The organism is Emcibacter sp., assembly GCF_963675455.1.
Taxonomy (GTDB): Bacteria; Pseudomonadota; Alphaproteobacteria; order Sphingomonadales; family Emcibacteraceae; genus Emcibacter.
Genome location: NZ_OY776217.1, coordinates 2,554,602 through 2,575,565, shown reverse-complemented (window position 1 = coordinate 2,575,565; position 20,964 = coordinate 2,554,602). Strand labels below are relative to the sequence as shown.

Sequence of the window (20,964 nt, the reverse complement as noted above, 5' to 3'; positions counted from 1 at the left end):
AAAGCCCTTTTCATCCTTTTCTTCCGGTGCTATGTAGCGCGGGAGAAAAGGATTTTTCATGACATACAAGATTAAACCGGTTCATATCATTGGCGGCGGCATGGCGGGTTCTGAAGCAGCCTGGCAGATTCTGCAGACCAACGTGCCTGTAATCCTGCATGAAATGCGTCCAAGCGTGAATACTGACGCCCACCAGACCGATGGTCTGGCCGAACTGGTTTGTTCCAACAGTTTTCGTTCTGATGACCATGAAAACAATGCTGTCGGCCTTTTGCATGAAGAAATGCGCCGCTGCAACAGCCTTATCATGGAAGCTGCGGCAGCCACAAAAGTCCCCGCCGGCAGCGCCCTCGCCGTTGACCGGGAAGAATTCAGCCGTTATGTGGAAAACAAGCTCGCCAGTCACCCGCTCTTCACGCTGAAAAGAGAGGAAGTCCAGGCCATCCCGCCGGCGGACTGGGACAATGTGATCATTGCCACAGGCCCTCTCACTTCGGAAAAAATGGCAAACGCCATACTTGAGCTGACGGGAGAGGATTCCCTCGCCTTTTTCGATGCCATTGCGCCTATTGTCTACAAGGACAGCATCGATTTCAGCAAGGCCTGGTTCCAGTCCCGTTATGACAAGGGTGAAGGAGCAGACTATATCAATTGCCCCCTGAGTGAAGAGCAATATAATGAGCTGATTGATGATCTTGTGGATGGCGACAAGGCAGATTTCAAACAGTGGGAGAAGGATACTCCCTATTTTGAAGGCTGCATGCCCATCGAAGTCATGGCCGAACGTGGCCGCCAGACCCTGAGCTTCGGCCCGCTGAAACCTGTGGGCCTGCACAACCCTCATTCCGAAGAAAGGCCCTATGCAGTTGTTCAGTTGCGCCAGGATAATACTCTGGGCACACTGTATAATATTGTCGGTTTCCAGACCAAACTGAAATATGCGGCCCAGATAGAGGTCTTCCGGAAAATCCCCGGCCTTGAAAAGGCGGAATTCGCCCGACTGGGCGGTCTGCACAGGAACACATTTATCAACAGCCCCGAACTTCTGGATGATCAGTTGCGCCTGAAGAAAATGCCGCGGCTTCGGTTCGCCGGGCAAATGACCGGTGTGGAAGGTTATGTGGAAAGTGCCGCCATGGGGCTGATGGCGGGACGTTTCGCCGCCGCCGAGCGCCTGGGACAGGCGATAACATCGCCACCGGTCACAACCGCCTTCGGGTCATTGATCAATCATATCACCGGCGGCCATATCCCGGGACTTCCGGAGCAGAAAACCTTCCAGCCGATGAATATCAATTTTGGCATCATGCCGCCGCTGGAAAGCAACCGGGTCAACGGCCGCAAGCTGAAAAAGAGCGAGCGCAAGCCGATGAAGTCTGCCCGGGCGCTCCGCGATCTGCAGACCTGGCTAGACTCGCTTTAGAAAAGCATCAAGCATCAGGCGGCACTGACGGGAAAAGGCATCGGACTTTTCCTGCAGATTGAACGGACTGTAATCCGCCTTCTTCAGGCTTTTGAGATAACTACGCGACAGGGAGTTAAGCAAAAACAGGGAATGGGCCCTTGACGGGATATCTTTTCGCTCACTCCGCATCTCCCGGAGCAAGATAGTCGCCTGTTCACAGAGTTCACCGGTGACACTGCCCAGGGGGCCACGGCTTTCCGGTGAGGCAAGCATGTCCCGTGACAGTCCATATTTCTCCATGCGGTCTGCGGGCAGAAATACTTTCCTCAGGGACAGATGATAAGGTACGGCGCGCACGATGCCGGTCAATCCCCAGGCGACCCCGCTGTCTTCCGCCTTTTGTCCCAGGTCAGTATCGCCGTCGGCAAGAACCTGTGCTGCAAGCCGGGCGATATTGCCGGACGTACCCCTGAGATAATCAATCAGCTCACCCAGATTCTGTGGATTCTCGTCATAGATATCCTGCCCCCGGCTTTCAATGATCTGATGAAATATTTCCCTCGGAAGGTTATGCGTCCTGACCGCTTTCGCCAGAGCGTCAACCACTTCATGTTTTCGCGGCGCGCCATCGTAGATTTCATCAATGGCTTCCCGCCACCATTGCAGCCGGATTTCTCCGAGCACAGGCTCGGAAACCGTCTCCCTTATTCTCGCCAGTTCCTGATTAAAGGCATACAGGGCGAAAAGATCGTCACGTAATTCCTGCGGTGCAAATAAAACCGTCAGGAACCTGTCATGGTCCTGACGCCTGACCTGTTCCGCACAATATCCGAAAGTATTTTTCTGTGTTGTCATACCCTGGCTCTGAATTTTCTCTTTCATGCCGCAATTTGTTCTTCAGAACAAGTCTAACCAACCGGAAAAAACGTTTTTTGACGAAACGTTACGAAACTGTTAACCTTATCCCATCCTGAGAAGGGATAGAGGGAGATTTCCCCGGAGTATTATGGGCGGAATCAAAAATATAGGGACTAAAAACAAAATGAGCAAAATACTTGAATCCTTGCCGCTGACAATTGTCGCGGGCATTGTACTTACCATCATTATGGTATTTGCAACAAACTACCTTGAAAACAGAGATCAGCCGGACGCCGCGAAAGCTGTCTCCGACATGATGAAATAGATAATAGGGGAGCAAATATCATGACACATGAATTCGGACTTTTTCTCGTAAGATATCTCCATGTTCTCAGCGGTGTGATGTGGATCGGCATCCTCTGGTATTTTAATTTCATTCAGATCCCGAGCATGTCGAAAATTCCCGACGAACAGAAACCGGCCATCAGCAAAGTCATTGCGCCAGAGGCCCTGTTCTGGTTCCGCTGGGGTGCATTAAGCACCATAGTCTTTGGTCTCCTGCTGGCCTGGATGAACGGCTATCTGGTAGAAGCCCTGACGCTGAAACAGCCTGACATCGGTTTCGGCATGTGGTTCGGCCTGATCATGGCTTTCAACGTCTGGTTCATCATCTGGCCAAATCAGAAAATAGCGCTGGGTATTGTGGAGGCAGAGGCGGACGCCAAACCGAAAGCCGGCCGCCGGGCGATGTTGTTCTCCCGCACCAACACATTGCTGTCCATCCCCATGTTGTTCAGCATGATTTCTTATCAGAATTCAGTGGGACTGGGATAAGACATAAGATTCATTATGAAATTGGAAAAGGCCGGTTTTACCGGCCTTTTTTAGTGACGAATTCAGACCGCAATCAGGGCCGCCGCCACCCGTCGCCCCTCCAGAAGAAGTACGTTATAGGTCCGTGCTGCCGCACCGGTAGCCATCACTTCGACACCTATGTCGTGGCTTTCCAGATGGCTTCTAAGATCACGCTTCAGGAAAGCCATATTCTCGCCCATTCCCAGGATCAAAAGCTCCAGGTCTTCACTCATTTCGATGATGCGTGCAAAAGATTCTGTGCTCATCTGTTCCTTTGAGGTTACATCCCAGGGATAATAGCCTTGCGGCGTCAGAAGAACCGAACCCTCCACACGAAGGTCTTCGCCAATCCGGAACCCGCCGTTGCCGTAGGCAGAAATGCTTGTTTCGGACTGGGTTTTTGCCTCTTCAAATTTCATCGGGCAGTATTACCCCTTTTCAGGCGGCAGAACTTCCATGCCTTCCGGGATCTCGCTGTCCGGTTCCCGGCGCATCTCAAACCACAGCAGGACCGGACAGGCAATAAAGACTGAAGAATAGGTTCCAACAAACACGCCCCAGATCATGGCAGCGGTAAAGCCATGGATGTTTTCGCCGCCAAAATAGAACAGCGCTGCCAGGGCCAGAAGGGTTGTCACCGACGTCATGATTGTCCGCGACAGGGTTTCGTTCAGGCTCAGGTTCAGCAGGTCCAGCATTTCCATTTTGCGGTATTTACGCAGGTTCTCCCGCACCCGGTCATAAACGACCACCGTATCATTGAGGGAATAACCGACAATGGTCAGGATCGCCGCAATAATCGACAGGTTGAATTCCATTTCGATAAAGGAGAACAGGCCAATGGTGAGTAAAACGTCATGCACCAGGGCAATCACGGCCCCCAGACCAAACTGCCATTCAAAGCGAAACCAGATATAGACCAGCACCGCCAGCACCGCCAGGGATACCGAAAGAATGCCATCCTCAACGAGTTCGCCGGAGACCTTTGGCCCAACAGTTTCCGTCCGTCGAAAGCTGACCTCGCCGTCGATATTCTGATCGAGGCTTTGCTTGACCTCTTTCACAATATCCTCAAGCGACTTGTTGTCCTGGTACTCCAGGCGGATCAACACATCTGTGTCGGCACCGAATTCCTGAACCACCGGCGTCCCCATACCAAGGTCGCCGACCGACTGTCGGATCGCCGCCAGGTCGGCCTTTTGTTCGGTCTTGATCTCCATAAGCACGCCGCCTTTGAAGTCAATGCCGTAACTCAACCCGTGGGTAAAAAACAGGGCGATGGAGGCAATTACCAGGGCAAGAGACATGGCAAAGGCCAGCATCCGGTAATTCACAAATTTGACATTGGTTTTCTCTGGAACCAGTTTCAGTAACATTCTCAGGCTCCCTCTATAGCTTCAGCGTTTCAGGACGCCGCTTGCGGGCCCATGTGGCAAGGATCAAACGGCTCAGGCTGACCGCTGTAAAAACAGACGTAAAGATACCGCAGGCCAGGGTAACGGCAAAGCCTTTGACTGGTCCGGACCCAAACTGGAACAGGATCAGGGCAGCAATCAAGGTCGTCACATTGGCATCCAGGATCGTGCTGAGAGCACGGGCATACCCCTGTTCAAGGGCGGCAAGCGCCCCTCGTCCGGCACGGATTTCCTCCCGGATACGCTCGAAAATCAACACGTTGGCATCCACGGCCATACCGATGGTCAGAACAATCCCGGCAATACCCGGCAGGGTCAGTGTCGCCCCAAGTGTTGAAAGCACACCAAGGATCATGAAAATGTTGACCACCAGGGTCACGTTGGCCACGACGCCAAAGAAGCCATAGGAGATCAGGATATAGATCATCACCGCCGCAAGACCGATCATGGCGGCAACTTCACCGGCAGCAATAGAATCAGCACCCAGATCCGGACCTACAGTCCGTTCTTCCAGAATTTTCAATGGTGCCGGAAGGGCGCCGGCCCGGAGCAGCAACGCCAGTTCATTGGCGCTCTCGATAGTGAAATTACCGGTAATGATACCGGATCCGCCCAGGATCGGGCTGTTGATACGGGGTGCGCTGATCACCTTGTTATCCAGCACGATGGCAAAAGGCTTGCCGACATTCTTGCGGGTTGTATCAGCAAATTTTTTGCCTCCGGCACTGTCAAAGCGGAAGCTCACCGCCGGTTGGCCGTTCTGGTCGTAACCGAGGCTCGCATCCACCAGGTTTTCACCGGACAGGATAACCCGCTTGCGCACTGCATAGGGCGGTGCACCGGCGGCGACGTCCTCATCTGAGGCGGGCACAATTTCTGTCCCCGGTGGCACTCGACCACGGGCGATATCATCGGGGCTGACAGACTGGTCCACCAGACGGAATTCCATTTTGGCGGTTTTTCCCAGGATTTCTTTCAGTTTCTGGGGATCATCGATGCCCGGCACCTGGATCAATATCCGGTCCGTCCCGTTTTGCTGGATCGAGGGTTCCTTGGTGCCCATTTCATCGATACGGCGCCGAACGATTTCCACGGACTGGGCCACGGTCAGCCGCTTGTATTCCTTAATCGCCGCCTCGGTCTGGCTCACTTCAATGATGCCGTTGCCCAGATCAGTGACCAGAATATCGTCTGATCCTATGGATGTCATAGAGGCACCGATTGTATTCTTGGCTTCGCTGTTGATCAGGGATACCGCCCGCTCATGTTCCGCCGGGTTATTCAGGGTCACGATAATCTTGCCATCACGGACACGTCGACGGTGACGGATCTTTTCCGTACTCAGGGCATCCTTGACTTCGTCGCTTTTGTCCTGAAGGCGATCTTCCAGTATGGTGTCCGCCTGCACTTCCACCAGAAGGTGCGCCCCACCCTGCAGGTCAAGCCCAAGAGTTACCTGTTTGCTTGGCAGGAAAGAGGGCAGCGCCGCTGCCTGTTCTTCCGTCATAAAGTTGGGTACGGCCGCCAGTATCCCCAATAATGATACAAGGCTAATGAGTACGACCTTCCAGCGGGGAAAGTTCAGCATGGGTTTATCCCGTCTGTTTATTTTTTCTCAGTGTCGTTGGCAGGTTCAGGTTTGCCCTGGACCGTCGCGATCATGCTGCGCATGACTTTGACTTTCACATCCTTGGCAATTTCCACTTCGACTTCATTGTCGTCGATTACCCTGGCGATTTTACCGATCAGGCCACCCGAAGTAACCACTACATCACCGCGGCGCAGACCTTCGACAAGCTGTTTATGTTCCTTGGCCCGTTTCTGCTGGGGACGGATCAGCAGGAAATAGAAAACAACAAAGATCAGGATCAGGGGGAGAAAGCTCATGATCGGATCGCCGCCGGCTGCCGCGTCCTGTGCGTATGCAGTAGATATCAACATTTTGACTTCCCTTTTGTCTTATTGGATGCAGGCACTATAACGTCCCTGCTTTTTTTTTCAATCTTCAGTCCGATATAGGGTGACCCCCGTCAAAAAACAAGGCGGAAATTATTTGACTGGGTGCTTTTCTATGCTACAGCAGTTTTAATCAAGGATGAGAGAAATGACTGACGATAAAGATATTCTTCCCCTGCTCAACCGGATCGCAGATGCTCTGGACCGGATGGCCCCCAAAAAAACCGGCCGTGTCGGCCTTAATGAGGGCGCTGCATTTGTCTGGCAGACTGAGCCTGACCGGCTGCAGAGAATCGTCAACGTCAATCATATAAATCTGGATCTGCTTAAGGGCATAGATCATGTCTGTGATATCCTGAGGCGCAATACCGAACAGTTTGCCCAGGGGCTGCCGGCCAACAACGCCCTCTTGTGGGGCGCACGCGGCATGGGGAAAAGCTCGCTGGTCAAGGCTCTGCATGCGGAACTAAACAAAACCCTCGAGAAAAAACTTGCCCTTGTGGAAATTCACCGGGAGGATATCCCGACCCTGCCCCGCCTTCTGGAAATCATCCGCAACAGCGGCCGGCAGGTCATTCTTTTCTGCGACGATTTATCCTTCGACGGAGAAGACAGCACCTACAAATCCCTGAAGGCCGTTCTTGAAGGCGGCATCGAGGGGCGGCCGAAAAACGTGATCTTCTACGCCACATCGAACCGGCGGCACCTGATGGCAAGAAGCATGATGGAGAATGAACGCGGGACGGCCATCAATCCCTCGGAAGCCGTTGAGGAAAAAGTCTCCCTGTCCGACCGGTTCGGCCTGTGGCTCGGGTTTCACAGCTGCCCGCAGGAAGTCTTCCTGCGCATGGTCGACAGCTATATCGACCATTATAAAATCCCCACCGACAAGGACGCCGCCCATGCCGAAGCCAAGGAGTGGGCGACAACCCGCGGCTCCCGCTCCGGCCGTGTGGCCTGGCAATATATACAGGACCTGGCCGGACGGAAGGGCGTAAGCCTGGACTAGTTTCCGGCAGGCCTGATACGCAACAGCTTGCCTTTGCGTACGTCGTTGACAAAATAGAGATAACCGTCCGGGCCCTGACGCACGTCACGGATACGTCCATATTTGCTCTGCAGCATCCGCTCTTCGTGGACAACTTTGCCGTCCTTCAGCTCAAGCCTTACGATCATTTCATCCTTCAGGGCACCAACAAGCAGGTTACCCTGCCAGTCGGGGAACGCCTTGCCGTCATAATAAACCATCCCGGACGGCGCGATGGAGGGATCCCAGTAATATACCGGCTGTTCCATACCTTCCTTGTGGGTGCCGATGCCGATCTTTTCCCCGTTATAATTCACCCCGTAGGTAATGATCGGCCAGCCATAGTTCTTACCGGCTTCCGGGTGATTGATCTCGTCCCCGCCCCGGGCGGCATGGGCAACCGTCCACAGGGAATTGGTCTGTTTGTTCCAGACGGCCCCCTGGGGATTACGGTGGCCGATGGACCAGACGGCCGGATGAGCGGATTTGCCGTCGGCATAGGGGTTATCTGCCGGAATTGAACCATCCTTGTTGATGCGTATCACAGAACCTGCCGGATCAAACGGGTCCTGGGCCCTCATGCCAATTCCTTTTTCCTCCGAGATATATCGGTCGCCAATGGTCACAAACAGGGTGCCGTCATCGGCAAAAACAATTCTGGAGCCGAAATGGACGGAGAGTTCGCTTTTCTTTGGCAGCGAAAATATAACCTTGAGGTCTTCCAGGTGCGGAGTTGAACCCAGAACCAACCGGGCCCGGGCCACGGCTGTGCCAGCTATGGTCCCGTCTTCATTCGGTTCGGCATAAGTGAAAAATATGGTCTGGTTTTTACCGAAATCCGGATCCACCACCACATCCAGAAGTCCGCCCTGGCGGTCATAATGGACCTTCGGGACGCCTTTCACGGGTGCGGAAACCTTGTGACCGTTAACATGACGCAAAGTTCCGGGTTTTTCAGTCACCAGAGCCGAGCCGTCAGGCAGAAAAGCTATTGCCCAGGGAAATTCCAGACCACTTGCAATGACCTCGACTTCAATGGCGCCCTTTTCAGTCTCATAATGATCCGCAATCCTGCCCGGTAAAGGTTCGAGCCCGGCGCCGGATGTTATCGCCACGGTCACAAACACAAATAACAGTTTCCCCACAGATTTCATTCTTTGATCCTTTTCAGATTTTTTCGTTCAACGGACGTGCTGAACCATATCATATTTTCAAGTATTTTTCCGGATTGACGGCCTGGTTTCCCTTTCGCAGTTCGAAATGCAGCTGCGGCGACGTCACCCGGCCGCTTTTTCCGACCTCTGCAATGGCCTGCCCCCGGCTGATCTTTTGCCCTTTCTTCACCAGAATCCTGGAATTATGGGCATAAGCCGTCATCCAGCCGCCTTCATGCTGAATCAAAATCAGGCCGCCATATCCCTTGAGCCTGGAATCCGCATGAACCACAACGCCGGCTTCAGCCGCCCGCACCGTCTCGCCATATCGGGCGGCGATATTTATACCGTCATTATGCAATCCCAGGGATTTGGGACCGAAACCGGAAATCACCCTGCCGCTGACCGGCCACAGGAAACCCTGCCCGCTGGTTGGTGGCGGTGATGGAATTGCGATCTTTATTGGATTGCTGCCTGTCGCCCCATTACCCGGTACATTCAGTTTCTGCCCGACACGAAGCATATAGGGCTTCTGCAGTTTGTTTAAACGCGCAAGTTCGGTCATATCCACCCGGTAGTGACGGGAGATGCTATAGACAGTATCTCCCTTCCGGACGATATGATGTCCGGCAACCGGCAGGGCCAATTGCTGGCCCGGACGCAGCAGATAAGGCGCCTTCAGGCGATTATGTGAAATCAACTGGCGCACCGTAACCCCGTATCGGCGGGAAATGGCATAAACCGTATCGCCTTTTCTAACCTTCGCGGTCTTGCCCGACAGGTTAACCTGTACATCAGGTGTATTTTCGGGAATTGCCACAAAACGCTGTGGCGCCTTCGGTTTGCTGCGCGGTTCCGGTATGGGATAAGGTGTATTTTTTTCCGTCCAGCTCGGAGGACTGTTTTTATAGCCCATCTGATAGGGATGGCCTTCCTGACAAGCAGCAAGGAGAAGGGAAGCAAAGATGCTTCCGGTGATGAAGAAAATAGATTTCAGACGAGTGTCGATCATAAGTCGAATAGTAGAAACTCGTCGCCCCAAGATCAATATGCTTCAGGAATCATGTACAATTCCGCCAAGCAACGGTACAAACTTGACCGGCAGCAGAACCTCGGTTTCAAAATCGTCACCCTGACGGGTTATCCGGTAAATATGCTGGGTTTCTTCCTGGGCGCCAATGGGAATGACCATGATTCCGCCATCTTCCTTTAATTGTTCCAGCAGTTTCTCGGGCACCTTGTCTGCTGCCGCCGTGACCATAATACGATCAAAGGGCGCCTGCTCCGGCCAGCCTTTCATGCCGTCACCGAAAAGTGTCGTGATATTCAGAAGTCCCAGTTCCTTGAATAACGCTTCCGCCCTCTGCATCAGCGGCAAATGGCGCTCGACTGTAAACAGCCGACGACAGAGCCTGGACAGAACGGCCCCCTGATATCCTGATCCAGTGCCAACCTCCAGAACCTTCATCTTGTTGTCGACTTTCAGTTCCTGGGTCATATAGGCCACAATATAGGGCTGGCTTATGGTCTGGCCGCTTTCGATAGGCAGGGCGGCATTTTCATAGGCTTGCTGGCGCAGGTAGTCGGGGATGAATTTTTCCCGCTTCACAGCACCAATTGCGGCAAGAACATTCTCATCGTGGATACCCTCCATTCGGAGAATATTCAGAAGCTGTTGTTTCTTTTCTTCGAGAGGCTCAGACATCAGAAATCCTGATCAATATTCTTTCTCAGATTGTTATACGTCGTATAATGTGTGAGGTCCAGATGCAGGGGGGTGACGGATATATAATTTTCCTGCATGGCTTCCAGGTCCGTGGCTTCCAGGGGTGTTCCATATGCCCGGCGAAACCCGATCCAGTAATAATTATGCCCGCGAAGATCTTCCCGTTCGTTGATGAACAATTCTGCCTCATCCCGGAATCCCTGATGAGTCGCCCTAATTCCCATGACATTGTTGACGTCAGTCGGGAAATTTACATTCATCAGGATGCCGTTTTCCCAGCTCTGGGTCAGAATCTTGCGAACCACATCAAGCGCATATTTTTCTGCAACGGGAAACGGGTCCTTGCGGTTGCTTTTGTCGACATCCTGGCTGATTGCAATGGACGGGATGCCGCAGATGGTCCCTTCCATGGCCGCCGCAATAGTGCCGGAATAGGTCATGTCTTCCGCCAGGTTGCCCCCCCGGTTAATGCCGGACAGAAGTAATGTTGGTTTGTCACCCTGAATAATACTGTGGGTGGCCAGCATCACACAGTCGGTCGGGGTGCCTGTCACGGCAAACCTGCGCTCCGACAGTTGCCGGAAACGCAGCGGTTCGGTCAGGGTCAGGGCATGACCCTTGCCGCTCTGCTCTACTTCCGGCGCCACGGTCCAGACATCGTCGCTCAGTTCGCGGGCGATCCTTTCCAGGATCTCCAGTCCCGGCGCATTAATGCCGTCATCATTGGTAACCAGAATTCTGCGGGGGTCAGGTTTCATCATGAGTTTTTGATCACTTCCTGACCTCGCATATAAGGCCGGAGCACTTCCGGAATTTTTATTGAGCCGTCAGCCTGTTGGTAATTTTCCAGCACCGCCACCAGAGTCCGCCCGACAGCCAGGCCGGACCCGTTCAGGGTATGGACAAACCGCGTGCGTTTCTCGCCTTTCGGTCGGCAGCGGGTGTTCATGCGCCGGGCCTGAAAATCGCCGGTATTGGAACAGCTTGAAATCTCCCGATAGCTTTCCTGTCCAGGCAGCCAGACTTCCAGGTCATAGGTCTTGCGGGCGGCAAATCCCATATCCCCGGTGCACAGGGCCAAAACCCGGTACGGCAGCTTAAGGCGACGCAGTACTTCTTCGGCTATCCCGGTCATGCGCTCAAGCTCGTCCCAGGACTGTTCCGGCGAGGTGATGCTGACCATTTCCACTTTCTGGAACTGATGCAGACGGATCATGCCACGGGTGTCCTTGCCTGCAGAACCCGCTTCCGACCGGAAACAGGGTGTCAGCGCTGTAAAGCGTAGCGGCAGGCTTTCTTCCTCCAGGATTTCCTCCCTGACCATATTGGTCAGCGGGATTTCACCGGTGGAGATCAGATAGTGACCAGTGTCCATTTTGAACATGTCTTCTTCGAACTTGGGCAACTGGCTTGTGCCGTATAGCGCCTGGTCCCGTACAAGAGCCGGCGGAGAGACTTCCTCGTAACCATATTCACCTGTGTGCAGGTCCAGCATAAAGGCCGCCAGAGCGCGCTCCAGGCGCGCCAGATCGCTGCGCAATATAACAAAGCGCGAACCCGACATGCGGGCTGCCCCCTCAAAGTCCATCTGTCCCAGGTTTTCACCAAGCTCAAAATGCTGCTTCGGTTCAAAGTCAAACTCGGGAAGGTCACCCCATTTACGAACTTCCAGGTTGTCATCTTCACTTTCGCCAAGAGGCACGTCATCCGCCGGGATGTTATCCAGCCGTGACAGGCGATCTTTTAATTCATCTTCTAGGTCTCGAACTTCTTGTTCTAATCCCACTAGTATGAACTTCAAACGAGTTACTTCTTTGACCAAGTCATCGGCATCCTCGCCCTTCGATTTTGCCATTCCGATGGCTTTTGACGCCTCGTTCCGCCTGCTTTGCGCTTGCTGCAGCTCAGTCTGCTTGGAACGCCATTTTCCATCCAGAGCCAATATTTCAGCAGCCTGCGGTGCAAGACCACGTTTTTTCCACCCCTTATCAAACGCCTCCGGATTCTCCCGGATTGCCTTGATATCAAACATTCTCTTTTTCCTTGATCGTTAACCTGATGGCGATAATCGACAATTCATACAAAAGCAGGATCGGAACACCAAGCATAATTTGGCTAATAAAATCTGGCGGCGTCATAATCGCGGCAAAGGCAAAGGCGCCGACAACTACATACTTCCGGGATTTCGCCAGTCCGGGCGCTGTCACGATGCCAACCCGGGCCAGCAGCAGAAGCAGGATCGGGAGCTCAAATGTGAAACCGAACGCCAAAATCATTGTCATGACCAGAGACCAGTATTCCTTCACCGACGGCATGACCGTCACTGACAACCTGGCCAGCGGATGTTCTACCGCAGCCCCTACGGCGCCAGCGACGTCGGCTGCATGATTGGCGGAAATCTGGAAAGACATGAAAAAATTCCAGGCCAGCGGAATAACCACAAAATAGGAAAGCGATGCCCCGAGGGCAAACAACACCGGAGTACCAACCAGAAACGGCAGAAAGGCCTTTTTCTCGTTCCGATACAGACCCGGCGCAACAAACTTCCACACCTGTATGGAAATCAGAGGGAACGTCAGACAGAAAGACGCAAAAAAGGCGATCTTCAGATAAACGAAGAACTGCTCATGAATGCCGATCGCGATCATATCGGGACTCTGCCCGTTCCTGACGGCCACATCCACAAAAGGCTGGGCGAGAAAGGTGTATATTTCCTCGACATAGATATAGCACACGCCGAAGCCTATCAGAAGATACACCACACTCCAGATCAGGCGCTGTCGGAGCTCAATCAGATGTTCAATCAGCGGCGCTGCACTGTGATCCATTTCCTGCGCCTGTTCGTCACTCACGATACCGGCCCCTTTACATCGTCATTGTCGGCTGCAGCAACTTTTTCAGCAGCCTCTTTTCCGGTGTCGGAATTTGCGGGCTCTTCCTCCTCCTCGACAATATCAGGTTTTGTATTTTCAGGTTCCAGCGGGATATTCCCTGCTTCATTCAGTTTTCGCGTGACTTCTTCCAGTTCAACCTCATCGGCAATCTGTTTGATACCGGTCTGAAATTCCTGACCGAGTTCCTTGACCTTTCGAACCATCTGACCGACAGTCCGCAACATTTTAGGCAGGTCCCGCGGGCCCACAACAATGATTGCCAGAACGACAATCACAAACATTTCGAACATGCCGATATCGAACATTGGAAAATTCCCGGAAATTATTTATTTTCAGATTTTTCCGATGTTTTTTCGGACACGACTTTCTCAGATTTCTGGTCAATCACCTTGGGAGGCTCGGGTGTGTTGTTTTCGTCCTCCTCCTCGGCCATGCCTTTTTTGAAACTTTTGATCCCCTTGGCCACGTCCCCCATCAGATCGGAAATGCGCCCCCGACCGAAAAGAAGGATCGCCAAAACGGCAACCAGCAAAATCTGCCAAATACTTAAACCCATGCCTGTTCTCCTAATGCACCTGTTCCCTGACTTCTATAGCTAGGGTGCTGGCGCTCAAAATCAATAAAAACTTGCCGGAAAGCAACAAAAAAATGCGGTGCCCCCGAATTGTCATCGAATAAACCGGACCCGGTCAGGAATTGGGCAGTTCCGGCTGTTCCTCGGTAGGTTTCGTTTCTTCCAGCAGATTGAGCCGTGACGTGTTGACATTGTCGAGGAACCCGGCAGCCTTCAATTCGGACAGCCCCGGCAGGTCCTTGACGCTTTCCAGGCCGAAATGAACCAGAAAATGATCCGATGTACCATATGTCATGGGGCGTCCGGGTGTGCGGCGTCGGCCCATCATACGTACCCAGTTTGCCTCCATCAGTACGTCAAGGGTCCCCTTGCTCATGGAGACACCGCGAATTTCCTCGATATCCGCCCTGGTTACCGGCTGATGATAGGCAACAATGGCCAGGGTTTCGATGGCGGCACGGGACAGTCGGCGCTCTTCATCCACTTCCTTGCGCAGCAGGAAGGCAAGATCCGGCGCGGTCTGGAACATCCATTTGCCGGCAACCTCGACAAGATTGACACCCCGCCGGCTGTAATGTTCTCTGACTTCGGCCAATAGTTGCTCGACATTGGCGCCCTCCGGCAAACATTCAGCCAGGGCAATGGCTGAAAGAGGTCTGTCGCTGGCAAACAGCAGTGCCTCGATAATCCTGATCTGTTCCGGTTTTTCCATCAGTCCTCCCTGCTCCTGCTGCGAATGAGCAGCGGTCCGAATATCTGCTTCTGTACGATCTCCGCCTTGCCCTGCCGCGCCATCTCCAGCGTTGCGGTAAACAGGGAGGCTTTGGCAGATTTGATCATCTCCCCGCTCTTCAGGTCCGGTGGCAGGAAGGCTTCCAGTGATGTCCAGTCGAGTGTCAGGCCGATCATATCGCCAAGGCGCTCGAGGGCCTGATCAAGGGTAAAGACTTCGCGTTTGTGAATCCTGATATCGGAGACGGATTTTCGTATCTTGTGTTCAGCATATCCCTTCAACAACTCATAAAAGCTGAGTTCATAACTGGCATTTCTTGTGACATGGACGGGCTCGGGCGCCCCCCGCGCAAAGACATCCCGTCCCAGCTGGTCCCGGGACATCAGTTTGGCTGCGGCCTCCCGCATGGCTTCCAGCCGCTGCAACTGATAGGTCAGTCGCGCTGCCAGCTCATCCGCCGAAATATCCTCGTCATTTTCCTCCACCGGAAGAAGAAGCCGGGATTTGAGGTAGGCCAGCCAGGCGGCCATTACCAGATAATCCGCCGCCACTTCCAGTCGCAGGCGCGTGGCTTCGGTAATAAAGACCAGATACTGTTCTACCAGTTCCAGAATGGAGATTTGCTTGAGATCGACCTTTTGGGTCCGGGATAGAGACAACAAAACATCAAGCGGGCCTTCAAAGCCCTTGATATCCAGAAGAAGGCGCTCGGTTTCATCCCTGTCTGACGCCGCAGAAGCAGGGTCAGTCTGATCGTAAAAACCGATGTCGCCAGTGGTTGTCATTTACCCTCGTAATATAAAAAGCGAGTGGGCCAGACTTTCAATAAATTCAGCCAGGGGCTTTATAATGGCGAAAACAAGATTGAAATTCAATCCCAACTGTGCCCCGATCATGGGTAAAACGAAAATCAGCCCAATCAGAATCATCATACCATAAGGTTCCAGCCGGGCCAGAGGCCGGGCCAGACCGGCCGGCAGAAGCCCGACCGCCACCCGGCCGCCATCAAGCGGTGGTAAAGGCAGCATGTTAAAAACAGCCAGAATGGCATTGATCAGAATAAGGTTCACCAGGTTGCGGCCAAACCATTCCGCCATGAATTCCGGCAGAAAACCATAGAGGTTCAGCAACAGCCCGCCAGTCAGAGCCAGCAATATGTTGGCCCCAGGTCCGGCCAGCGCCACCCACACCATATCGGTCCGCGGATTTTTCAGACGCTGGAAGTTAACCGGCACAGGCTTGGCATAACCAAATAAAAACGGTACCTGCATGACAAGCAGCAGCAGCGGCAAAAGGACTGTGCCAAAGGGATCTATATGAGCCAGGGGATTAAAGGTCACCCGCCCCTGCACCTTCGCCGTGTCATCCCCCAGTTTCCAGGCTACCCAGCCGTGGGCTGCCTCATGCATGGTAATGGCCAGTAACAGGGGAATGATCCAGACGCTCAGGGTGATAAAAAACTGTGACACTTAGTTTACTCGTTTTTCCAGCATGTCGCCGAGGGCCTCATTGAGCCATAGCTGCAGGGATTTTCTGTCAATTTCCCGGGGCATCCGGCGCCGGCCAAGAACATCCCTTATCCAGGCTTCGTTGGTCGGGTTGAAATCATACAGGGATTTAAGCACCTTTTCCCGTTCTTCAAGGGAAGCATTACAATGCAGCACCAGGTCACAGCCGGCCCGCAAGGCGGCTTTGGCATTTTCCGCGGCGGTGCCGCTCAGGGCCTTCATGCTGATATCATCGGAAAAGAGAACACCTGAAAAACCTATTTCCTTGCGGATAACCTGGCGGATCAGTTTTGACGACAGGGTCGCCGGATGTTCAGCATCAATCGCGGTATAGGTTACGTGGGCCGTCATGGCACAGCCCATCCCCGACAGGGCCTCGAAGGGAACGAAATCCAGGTTTCGCAGGTCTTCGATGGAGGCATCAACCACCGGCAGCTCTTCATGACTGTCCACTTTTGCTCGCCCGTGGCCCGGGATATGTTTGATCATCGGCAGCACGCCGCCGGACAAAAGTCCCTCGCAGGCGGCAATCCCCAATGCAATTACCTTTGCCGGGTCAGAGCCGAATGACCGGTCGCCAATAATATTATGGGCACCCTCAAACAATAGATCCAGCAAGGGAAAACAGTCTATGGTAATTCCCAGTTCTGCAAGATCCATAGCAATCAGGAAGGCATTTATGGACAGGGCTTCGACAGCACGGTCAGGGTCAATATCATAAAGGTCTGCAAAGACCTTTGGCGGCGGCGGCTTTCGCCAGATATCCGGATTAAGCCGGATCACCCGCCCACCTTCCTGGTCGATCAGGATCGGGATATCCTCACGTCCCACAACTTCGCGCATTTCATCAGTCAGCGCCCGGACCTGTTCCGGACTCTCACAGTTTCTGGCGAAAAGAATAAAACCAAACGGTTTCAGTTCACCGAACAGGGATTTTTCCTCTTCGGTCAGGCTGGTGCCGTCACAATCAGTTATTACCGGACGAGGCATCTATTTTTTAACCACCATGCATCCCTGGCCAGCTTTTTTAAGCTGGTCACAGATCCTGTCCGCCGCGTCACGATCTTCGATATTGCCGCCGCGCACCCGATAGAGAACCCCCTTCTCACCAAGATCCACAACCATGTAATCAGGCGTCAGTCCGGCAAGAAGGTCACCGTGTTTCTGTGCCAAATTAGCCCAGAGTTTTTCGGCGCTGGCCAGTTGGCTGAAGGCGCCGAGCTGGATCATGAAATCCCCTGTTTCGCGCTCCGTCACGGAGGGTGTCGGCGCCGAAGCTGCCGGGGAAATCTGTTCTGCGGCTTGTTCTGCCTCGGCGACGGTTTTTGCTTCCGCATCCCCCTCCTCGACAGGCGGGTTGGGCGGCAGCGCCACATTCAAATCGCCGGCAGCGGGTGCATCCACGGAGGGACGGTCCATGGGGATTTCAGAACTGGCCCCCAGAACTTCCTCTTTTTCGGATCCGGCGCCCGCCACCTGCTCGAATATTTCCTTGTCCTGATGGGGAACTTTCATTCCACCCGGATCGTCCGGCTTGACCTTAATCACCGACTTGTCGGCCCGGACCACAGGCACCGGTCCCTTGTCCGCACCCTGCATATAACTGTACCAGATAACGCCGGCAAAGATCGCCAGCACAACAACCGTGATAGCAGCAATAATCATACGACGGCTGGTCATATTTTCCTCACCGGCATATTCTTCCGGCAAAGGCTCCAGCCAAGATGATTTTTCCTTCCGTTCCTCTGCCATCATTATTCCCCTTTCCGGCACTCCAGTCTGTCTGTCTACATTTCCCTGAGCGGTTCAACACCAAGTATATTAAGCCCTGTTGCGACAATATTGGCAAGGGCTGAAATCATGGCCAGGCGCGCCAGAGTCAGTTCCCGGTTTTCCTCCAGCACAAACTTGAGTCCCGGATTGTCATTGCCCTTGTTCCACAGGGCATGGAATTCCGAAGCCAGGTCATAAAGATAGAAGGAAATCCGGTGCGGTTCATGCGCCAGGGCGGCGCTTTCAACCAGACGCGGCCACCCCGTCATATTTCTGATCAGGGACAGTTCTGCATCATCACCTAGTAACGAAATATCCGCCTTGGCAAGACTTTCCGTGGTCACATCAAGCCCGTCAAAAACCTCACCGGCTTTCCGGAGCACGGAATGAACCCGGGCATGGGCATACTGGACATAGAAAACCGGATTATCCTTCGACTGTTCCGTCACCTTTGAAAAATCAAAATCCAGCGCCGCGTCATTCTTCCGGGTCAGCATGATAAAGCGTACAACGTCCTTGCCGACTTCATCAACCACATCCCTGAGGGTGACAAATGTGCCAGCCCGTTTTGACATTTTATAAGGCTGGCCATTCTTCAGCAGGTTGACTAGCTGGCACAGGCGCACATCCAGTTCACCCTTGCCGTCCGTGATCGCCTTGATTGCCGCCTGGACACGTTTCACATAACCGCCGTGGTCAGCGCCCCAGACATCGATCATATTATAAAAACCGCGTCCCACCTTGTTGTAATGATAGGCCACATCAGCTGCAAAATAGGTCCAGGTGCCGTCAGATTTCTGCAGGGGACGGTCGATATCATCGCCAAAATCCGTGGCCCGGAACAGAAGCTGGGGACGTTCTTCCCAATCTTCCGGTTTCTTGCCTTTAGGCGGCTCGAGCACACCTTCATAGATCAGGCCTTTTTTGCGCAGTTCCTCAACCGCTTCCTCAATCCCGCCATTTTCATGCAATGTCTTTTCCGAGAAAAATACATCATGATGAATACCCAGAACGGCCAGATCCTCGCGGATCATTTCCATCATTTTATCGGTCGCGAATTTACGCACAGACGGCAACCAGTCCTCTTCCGGGCGATCAAGCCATTTATCACCGCATTCTTCCGCCAGCGCCTTGCCCGGCGCGACCAGATAGTCACCGGGATAAAGCCCCTGTGGAATCTCGCCGATGTCATGACCCAGGGCCTCCCGGTAGCGCAGGTAAAGGGAACGGGCCAGCACATCGATCTGGGAACCCGCATCATTGATGTAATATTCCCTGGTGACGTCGAAACCGGCAAAATCCAGAAGAGACGCCAGAGCATCGCCAAAAATGGCGCCCCGACAATGCCCGACGTGCATGGGCCCGGTCGGGTTTGCGGAAACATACTCCACATTGACCTTTTCCTGTGCGCCACTGTCAGAACGGCCATATTCCTGCCCGGCGGACAGAATGGCACCAACCTGGGCCAGAATGAAGTCCGGCTTCAGATAGAAATTGATAAAGCCCGGTCCGGCCACAGAGACGGAGGAAACTTCCTCCAGCTGTTCCATTTTCGGCGCCACCATTTCCGCAATCTGGCGGGGGTTCATCTTTGCCTGTTTGGTCAGGATCATGGCCACATTGGTGGCCATATCACCGTGCGAGGGATCACGCGGGCTTTCCAGCGTCATATTTGACAGGTCAAGCCCTTCCGGCAGATCTCCTGCCGCGGACAGGCCCTCAACTATTACTTTAATTTTATTTTGCAAGTTTTTGTAAATATTCATAATTCAAACATCGATATATCAAAAAGCCTTCTATGCTCCATAAGCGCATAGCGATCGGTCATGCCGGCAATAAAGTCAGCGATATGACGGGCTCTATCCTGTTCGTCAAGATCAGTCAAGCGTTCCTGCCATTTCTCGGGTAAACATTCGGGTTCCTCCATATACAGGGCAAAAAGATCACGAACAACCCTTTTGGCCTTGCTGGTCATGCGGCAGACCTTGTAGTGGCGATACATGTTGCGCATCAGGAAGACCTTGAGCTCCCGGTCCGTCTGTTTCATTTCCCCCGAAAAGGCAATCATACGGCGTCCCGCCTGGCGGACATCCTTCACACTTTCGGGCCTGAGCTGCGTCAACCTGCTGCTGCTTTCCGTCAGAATGTCGTTGACCATGCGGTTAATCAGCCGGCGAATGATTTCGTGATCAAACCGTCTTTCATCGAGGTCGCCATAGGTATCACGCACTTCCCTGACAATCTCGGCGACAAGGGGAACTTCACAGATTTCGTCCATCGTAAAAAGTTCGGCCCTGAGGCCGTCAGCAATGTCGTGGTTATTGTAGGCAATATCATCCGCGATGGCCGCCACCTGGGCCTCCAGGCTGGCATAGGTATGCAATTCCAGATCATGTTCCCTGTTATACTCAAGGAAATTAATATGGATATGGGACATATCGTCATCACGGCAGAGAGGGCCATTATGTTTGGCCAGCCCCTCCAGGGTTTCCCATGTCAGGTTTAGTCCGTCAAAGCCCCCGTAGCGCCGTTCCAGGCGGGTGACAATGCGCAGGGACTGGGCATTATGATCAAATCCCCTGTGGGGCTTCATCAGATCGTCCAGTGCCTCCTCCCCGGCATGACCGAAGGGGGTATGGCCAAAGTCATGGACCAGCGACAGGGCTTCGGTGATCTCCTCATTCAACCCAAGCACCCGGGCAATGGAACGGGCAATCTGCGAGACCTCGATGGAGTGGGTTAGTCTGGTCCGGTAATAATCCCCCTCATGATAAACGAAGACCTGCGTCTTGTGTTTCAGCCGGCGAAAGGCGCTGGAGTGGATAATCCGGTCCCGATCCCGCTGAAACGGAGACCGCGTTACAGTTTCCTTTTCCAGATAAAGACGCCCACGGCTGGTTTCTGCAAGACAGGCATAGGGGGCATACTGCATTTGCGGCTTAAAAAGACTGAATTCTGAAGTCATGACGTCAAGCTTTACTGTTCCCTGTTTGCACGACCTTACAGACTTTTTACGACAATTTCCCGCTTTTTTTGGAATATTGACAATTCTTTCAGGAAGCCTACATATAGTAACAACGGATAAC

General features: G+C 53.3%; 24 protein-coding genes. 4 read left to right on the top strand and 20 right to left on the bottom strand.

Annotation, left to right across the window (positions count from 1 at the left end):
- The first annotated feature begins 58 nt into the window (after positions 1-58).
- Positions 59-1,423, top strand: a complete 1,365-nt coding sequence (gene trmFO / locus ACORNT_RS11945; protein WP_321390979.1) for a methylenetetrahydrofolate--tRNA-(uracil(54)-C(5))-methyltransferase (FADH(2)-oxidizing) TrmFO — start codon at positions 59-61, stop codon at positions 1,421-1,423.
- On the opposite strand, the gene ACORNT_RS11940 is transcribed toward trmFO, so the two are convergent.
- Positions 1,409-2,287 carry a phytoene/squalene synthase family protein gene (locus ACORNT_RS11940; RefSeq protein ID WP_321390976.1) on the bottom strand — a complete coding sequence of 293 codons (879 nt, stop codon included), beginning with the start codon at positions 2,285-2,287 and terminating at the stop codon, positions 1,409-1,411. The genes trmFO and ACORNT_RS11940 overlap by 15 nt on opposite strands.
- A 124-nt stretch (positions 2,288-2,411) precedes the next feature.
- On the opposite strand from ACORNT_RS11940, the gene ACORNT_RS11935 reads away from it, so the two are divergent.
- Together ACORNT_RS11935 and ACORNT_RS11930 are read left to right on the top strand one after the other, a co-directional pair.
- A complete protein-coding gene (locus tag ACORNT_RS11935) occupies positions 2,412-2,588 on the top strand; it encodes a hypothetical protein (RefSeq protein WP_321390972.1) in 177 nt (58 codons plus the stop codon).
- Positions 2,589-2,608: 20 nt separating this feature from the next.
- Positions 2,609-3,097, top strand: a complete 489-nt coding sequence (locus ACORNT_RS11930; protein ID WP_321390969.1) for a urate hydroxylase PuuD — start codon at positions 2,609-2,611, stop codon at positions 3,095-3,097.
- Between the two features lie 62 nt (positions 3,098-3,159).
- Here ACORNT_RS11930 and ACORNT_RS11925 read toward each other — a convergent pair whose 3' ends face one another.
- The 4 genes from ACORNT_RS11925 to yajC are packed head-to-tail and all read right to left on the bottom strand — an operon-like array spanning position 3,160 to position 6,474.
- Positions 3,160-3,537, bottom strand: a complete 378-nt coding sequence (locus ACORNT_RS11925; protein ID WP_321390966.1) for an Mth938-like domain-containing protein — start codon at positions 3,535-3,537, stop codon at positions 3,160-3,162.
- A 9-nt stretch (positions 3,538-3,546) separates the two neighbouring features.
- Positions 3,547-4,494, bottom strand: coding sequence for a protein translocase subunit SecF (gene secF, locus ACORNT_RS11920; protein ID WP_321390963.1), 948 nt, complete (start codon positions 4,492-4,494; stop codon positions 3,547-3,549).
- A 13-nt stretch (positions 4,495-4,507) separates the two neighbouring features.
- Entirely contained in the window at positions 4,508-6,121 is a 1,614-nt protein-coding gene (gene secD, locus ACORNT_RS11915) for a protein translocase subunit SecD (protein WP_321390960.1), read from the bottom strand.
- A 17-nt stretch (positions 6,122-6,138) separates the two neighbouring features.
- Complete coding sequence (gene yajC / locus ACORNT_RS11910; protein ID WP_321390958.1) at positions 6,139-6,474, bottom strand: preprotein translocase subunit YajC; 336 nt, start codon at positions 6,472-6,474, stop codon at positions 6,139-6,141.
- A gap of 163 nt (positions 6,475-6,637) precedes the next feature.
- Here yajC and ACORNT_RS11905 point away from each other — a divergent pair, with 163 nt between their 5' ends.
- A complete protein-coding gene (locus ACORNT_RS11905) occupies positions 6,638-7,498 on the top strand; it encodes an ATP-binding protein (protein ID WP_321390956.1) in 861 nt (286 codons plus the stop codon).
- On the opposite strand, the gene ACORNT_RS11900 is transcribed toward ACORNT_RS11905, so the two are convergent.
- From ACORNT_RS11900 to ACORNT_RS11830, 15 genes are all read right to left on the bottom strand, one after another.
- A complete protein-coding gene (locus tag ACORNT_RS11900) occupies positions 7,495-8,670 on the bottom strand; it encodes a PQQ-dependent sugar dehydrogenase (protein WP_321390954.1) in 1,176 nt (391 codons plus the stop codon). The two genes, ACORNT_RS11905 and ACORNT_RS11900, sit on opposite strands and share 4 nt — an antisense overlap.
- A gap of 49 nt (positions 8,671-8,719) precedes the next feature.
- Positions 8,720-9,682 (bottom strand): M23 family metallopeptidase, encoded by a 963-nt coding sequence (locus tag ACORNT_RS11895; protein ID WP_321390953.1) that lies wholly within the window; start codon positions 9,680-9,682, stop codon positions 8,720-8,722.
- 42 nt (positions 9,683-9,724) lie between these two features.
- On the bottom strand, positions 9,725-10,375 hold the full coding sequence (locus ACORNT_RS11890; RefSeq protein WP_321390950.1) for a protein-L-isoaspartate(D-aspartate) O-methyltransferase: 651 nt from the start codon (positions 10,373-10,375) through the stop codon (positions 9,725-9,727).
- Entirely contained in the window at positions 10,375-11,154 is a 780-nt protein-coding gene (gene surE / locus ACORNT_RS11885) for a 5'/3'-nucleotidase SurE (protein WP_420717569.1), read from the bottom strand. The genes ACORNT_RS11890 and surE overlap by 1 nt, the downstream gene beginning before the upstream one ends.
- Entirely contained in the window at positions 11,154-12,428 is a 1,275-nt protein-coding gene (gene serS, locus ACORNT_RS11880) for a serine--tRNA ligase (RefSeq protein ID WP_321390946.1), read from the bottom strand. Before serS ends, surE begins: the two co-directional genes overlap by 1 nt.
- Positions 12,421-13,224, bottom strand: a complete 804-nt coding sequence (gene tatC, locus ACORNT_RS11875) for a twin-arginine translocase subunit TatC (protein WP_420717568.1) — start codon at positions 13,222-13,224, stop codon at positions 12,421-12,423. Before tatC ends, serS begins: the two co-directional genes overlap by 8 nt.
- 20 nt (positions 13,225-13,244) lie before the next feature.
- Entirely contained in the window at positions 13,245-13,595 is a 351-nt protein-coding gene (gene tatB / locus ACORNT_RS11870) for a Sec-independent protein translocase protein TatB (protein WP_321390940.1), read from the bottom strand.
- Positions 13,596-13,612: 17 nt separating this feature from the next.
- Positions 13,613-13,846, bottom strand: coding sequence for a twin-arginine translocase TatA/TatE family subunit (locus tag ACORNT_RS11865; protein ID WP_321390938.1), 234 nt, complete (start codon positions 13,844-13,846; stop codon positions 13,613-13,615).
- 133 nt (positions 13,847-13,979) lie between these two features.
- The gene (scpB, locus tag ACORNT_RS11860) at positions 13,980-14,576 is read right to left on the bottom strand and encodes an SMC-Scp complex subunit ScpB (RefSeq protein ID WP_321390935.1); all 597 of its coding nucleotides are present in this window, start codon (positions 14,574-14,576) and stop codon (positions 13,980-13,982) included.
- Positions 14,576-15,382 (bottom strand): ScpA family protein, encoded by an 807-nt coding sequence (locus tag ACORNT_RS11855; RefSeq protein WP_321390932.1) that lies wholly within the window; start codon positions 15,380-15,382, stop codon positions 14,576-14,578. Before ACORNT_RS11855 ends, scpB begins: the two co-directional genes overlap by 1 nt.
- Positions 15,383-16,006, bottom strand: coding sequence for a site-2 protease family protein (locus ACORNT_RS11850; protein ID WP_420717567.1), 624 nt, complete (start codon positions 16,004-16,006; stop codon positions 15,383-15,385).
- Positions 16,007-16,066: 60 nt separating this feature from the next.
- On the bottom strand, positions 16,067-17,095 hold the full coding sequence (gene nagZ / locus ACORNT_RS11845) for a beta-N-acetylhexosaminidase (RefSeq protein ID WP_321390927.1): 1,029 nt from the start codon (positions 17,093-17,095) through the stop codon (positions 16,067-16,069).
- Positions 17,096-17,860 carry an SPOR domain-containing protein gene (locus ACORNT_RS11840; protein ID WP_321390926.1) on the bottom strand — a complete coding sequence of 255 codons (765 nt, stop codon included), beginning with the start codon at positions 17,858-17,860 and terminating at the stop codon, positions 17,096-17,098. It lies immediately after the preceding gene.
- A 32-nt stretch (positions 17,861-17,892) separates the two neighbouring features.
- On the bottom strand, positions 17,893-19,644 hold the full coding sequence (argS, locus tag ACORNT_RS11835; protein WP_321390923.1) for an arginine--tRNA ligase: 1,752 nt from the start codon (positions 19,642-19,644) through the stop codon (positions 17,893-17,895).
- A complete protein-coding gene (locus ACORNT_RS11830) occupies positions 19,641-20,843 on the bottom strand; it encodes a deoxyguanosinetriphosphate triphosphohydrolase (protein WP_321390921.1) in 1,203 nt (400 codons plus the stop codon). The genes argS and ACORNT_RS11830 overlap by 4 nt, the downstream gene beginning before the upstream one ends.
- Positions 20,844-20,964 lie beyond the last annotated feature (121 nt).

What these genes read in the sequence shown, in the direction of transcription:
- trmFO (WP_321390979.1), top strand. Translation starts at nt 59, where the DNA reads ATGACATACAAGATTAAACCGGTTCATATCATTGGCGGCGGCATGGCG.
- ACORNT_RS11940 (WP_321390976.1), bottom strand. Translation starts at nt 2,287, where the DNA reads ATGAAAGAGAAAATTCAGAGCCAGGGTATGACAACACAGAAAAATACT.
- ACORNT_RS11935 (WP_321390972.1), top strand. Translation starts at nt 2,412, where the DNA reads ATGGGCGGAATCAAAAATATAGGGACTAAAAACAAAATGAGCAAAATA.
- ACORNT_RS11930 (WP_321390969.1), top strand. Translation starts at nt 2,609, where the DNA reads ATGACACATGAATTCGGACTTTTTCTCGTAAGATATCTCCATGTTCTC.
- ACORNT_RS11925 (WP_321390966.1), bottom strand. Translation starts at nt 3,537, where the DNA reads ATGAAATTTGAAGAGGCAAAAACCCAGTCCGAAACAAGCATTTCTGCC.
- secF (WP_321390963.1), bottom strand. Translation starts at nt 4,494, where the DNA reads ATGTTACTGAAACTGGTTCCAGAGAAAACCAATGTCAAATTTGTGAAT.
- secD (WP_321390960.1), bottom strand. Translation starts at nt 6,121, where the DNA reads ATGCTGAACTTTCCCCGCTGGAAGGTCGTACTCATTAGCCTTGTATCA.
- yajC (WP_321390958.1), bottom strand. Translation starts at nt 6,474, where the DNA reads ATGTTGATATCTACTGCATACGCACAGGACGCGGCAGCCGGCGGCGAT.
- ACORNT_RS11905 (WP_321390956.1), top strand. Translation starts at nt 6,638, where the DNA reads ATGACTGACGATAAAGATATTCTTCCCCTGCTCAACCGGATCGCAGAT.
- ACORNT_RS11900 (WP_321390954.1), bottom strand. Translation starts at nt 8,670, where the DNA reads ATGAAATCTGTGGGGAAACTGTTATTTGTGTTTGTGACCGTGGCGATA.
- ACORNT_RS11895 (WP_321390953.1), bottom strand. Translation starts at nt 9,682, where the DNA reads ATGATCGACACTCGTCTGAAATCTATTTTCTTCATCACCGGAAGCATC.
- ACORNT_RS11890 (WP_321390950.1), bottom strand. Translation starts at nt 10,375, where the DNA reads ATGTCTGAGCCTCTCGAAGAAAAGAAACAACAGCTTCTGAATATTCTC.
- surE (WP_420717569.1), bottom strand. Translation starts at nt 11,154, where the DNA reads ATGAAACCTGACCCCCGCAGAATTCTGGTTACCAATGATGACGGCATT.
- serS (WP_321390946.1), bottom strand. Translation starts at nt 12,428, where the DNA reads ATGTTTGATATCAAGGCAATCCGGGAGAATCCGGAGGCGTTTGATAAG.
- tatC (WP_420717568.1), bottom strand. Translation starts at nt 13,224, where the DNA reads ATGGATCACAGTGCAGCGCCGCTGATTGAACATCTGATTGAGCTCCGA.
- tatB (WP_321390940.1), bottom strand. Translation starts at nt 13,595, where the DNA reads ATGTTCGATATCGGCATGTTCGAAATGTTTGTGATTGTCGTTCTGGCA.
- ACORNT_RS11865 (WP_321390938.1), bottom strand. Translation starts at nt 13,846, where the DNA reads ATGGGTTTAAGTATTTGGCAGATTTTGCTGGTTGCCGTTTTGGCGATC.
- scpB (WP_321390935.1), bottom strand. Translation starts at nt 14,576, where the DNA reads ATGGAAAAACCGGAACAGATCAGGATTATCGAGGCACTGCTGTTTGCC.
- ACORNT_RS11855 (WP_321390932.1), bottom strand. Translation starts at nt 15,382, where the DNA reads ATGACAACCACTGGCGACATCGGTTTTTACGATCAGACTGACCCTGCT.
- ACORNT_RS11850 (WP_420717567.1), bottom strand. Translation starts at nt 16,006, where the DNA reads ATGCATGAGGCAGCCCACGGCTGGGTAGCCTGGAAACTGGGGGATGAC.
- nagZ (WP_321390927.1), bottom strand. Translation starts at nt 17,095, where the DNA reads ATGCCTCGTCCGGTAATAACTGATTGTGACGGCACCAGCCTGACCGAA.
- ACORNT_RS11840 (WP_321390926.1), bottom strand. Translation starts at nt 17,860, where the DNA reads ATGATGGCAGAGGAACGGAAGGAAAAATCATCTTGGCTGGAGCCTTTG.
- argS (WP_321390923.1), bottom strand. Translation starts at nt 19,644, where the DNA reads ATGAATATTTACAAAAACTTGCAAAATAAAATTAAAGTAATAGTTGAG.
- ACORNT_RS11830 (WP_321390921.1), bottom strand. Translation starts at nt 20,843, where the DNA reads ATGACTTCAGAATTCAGTCTTTTTAAGCCGCAAATGCAGTATGCCCCC.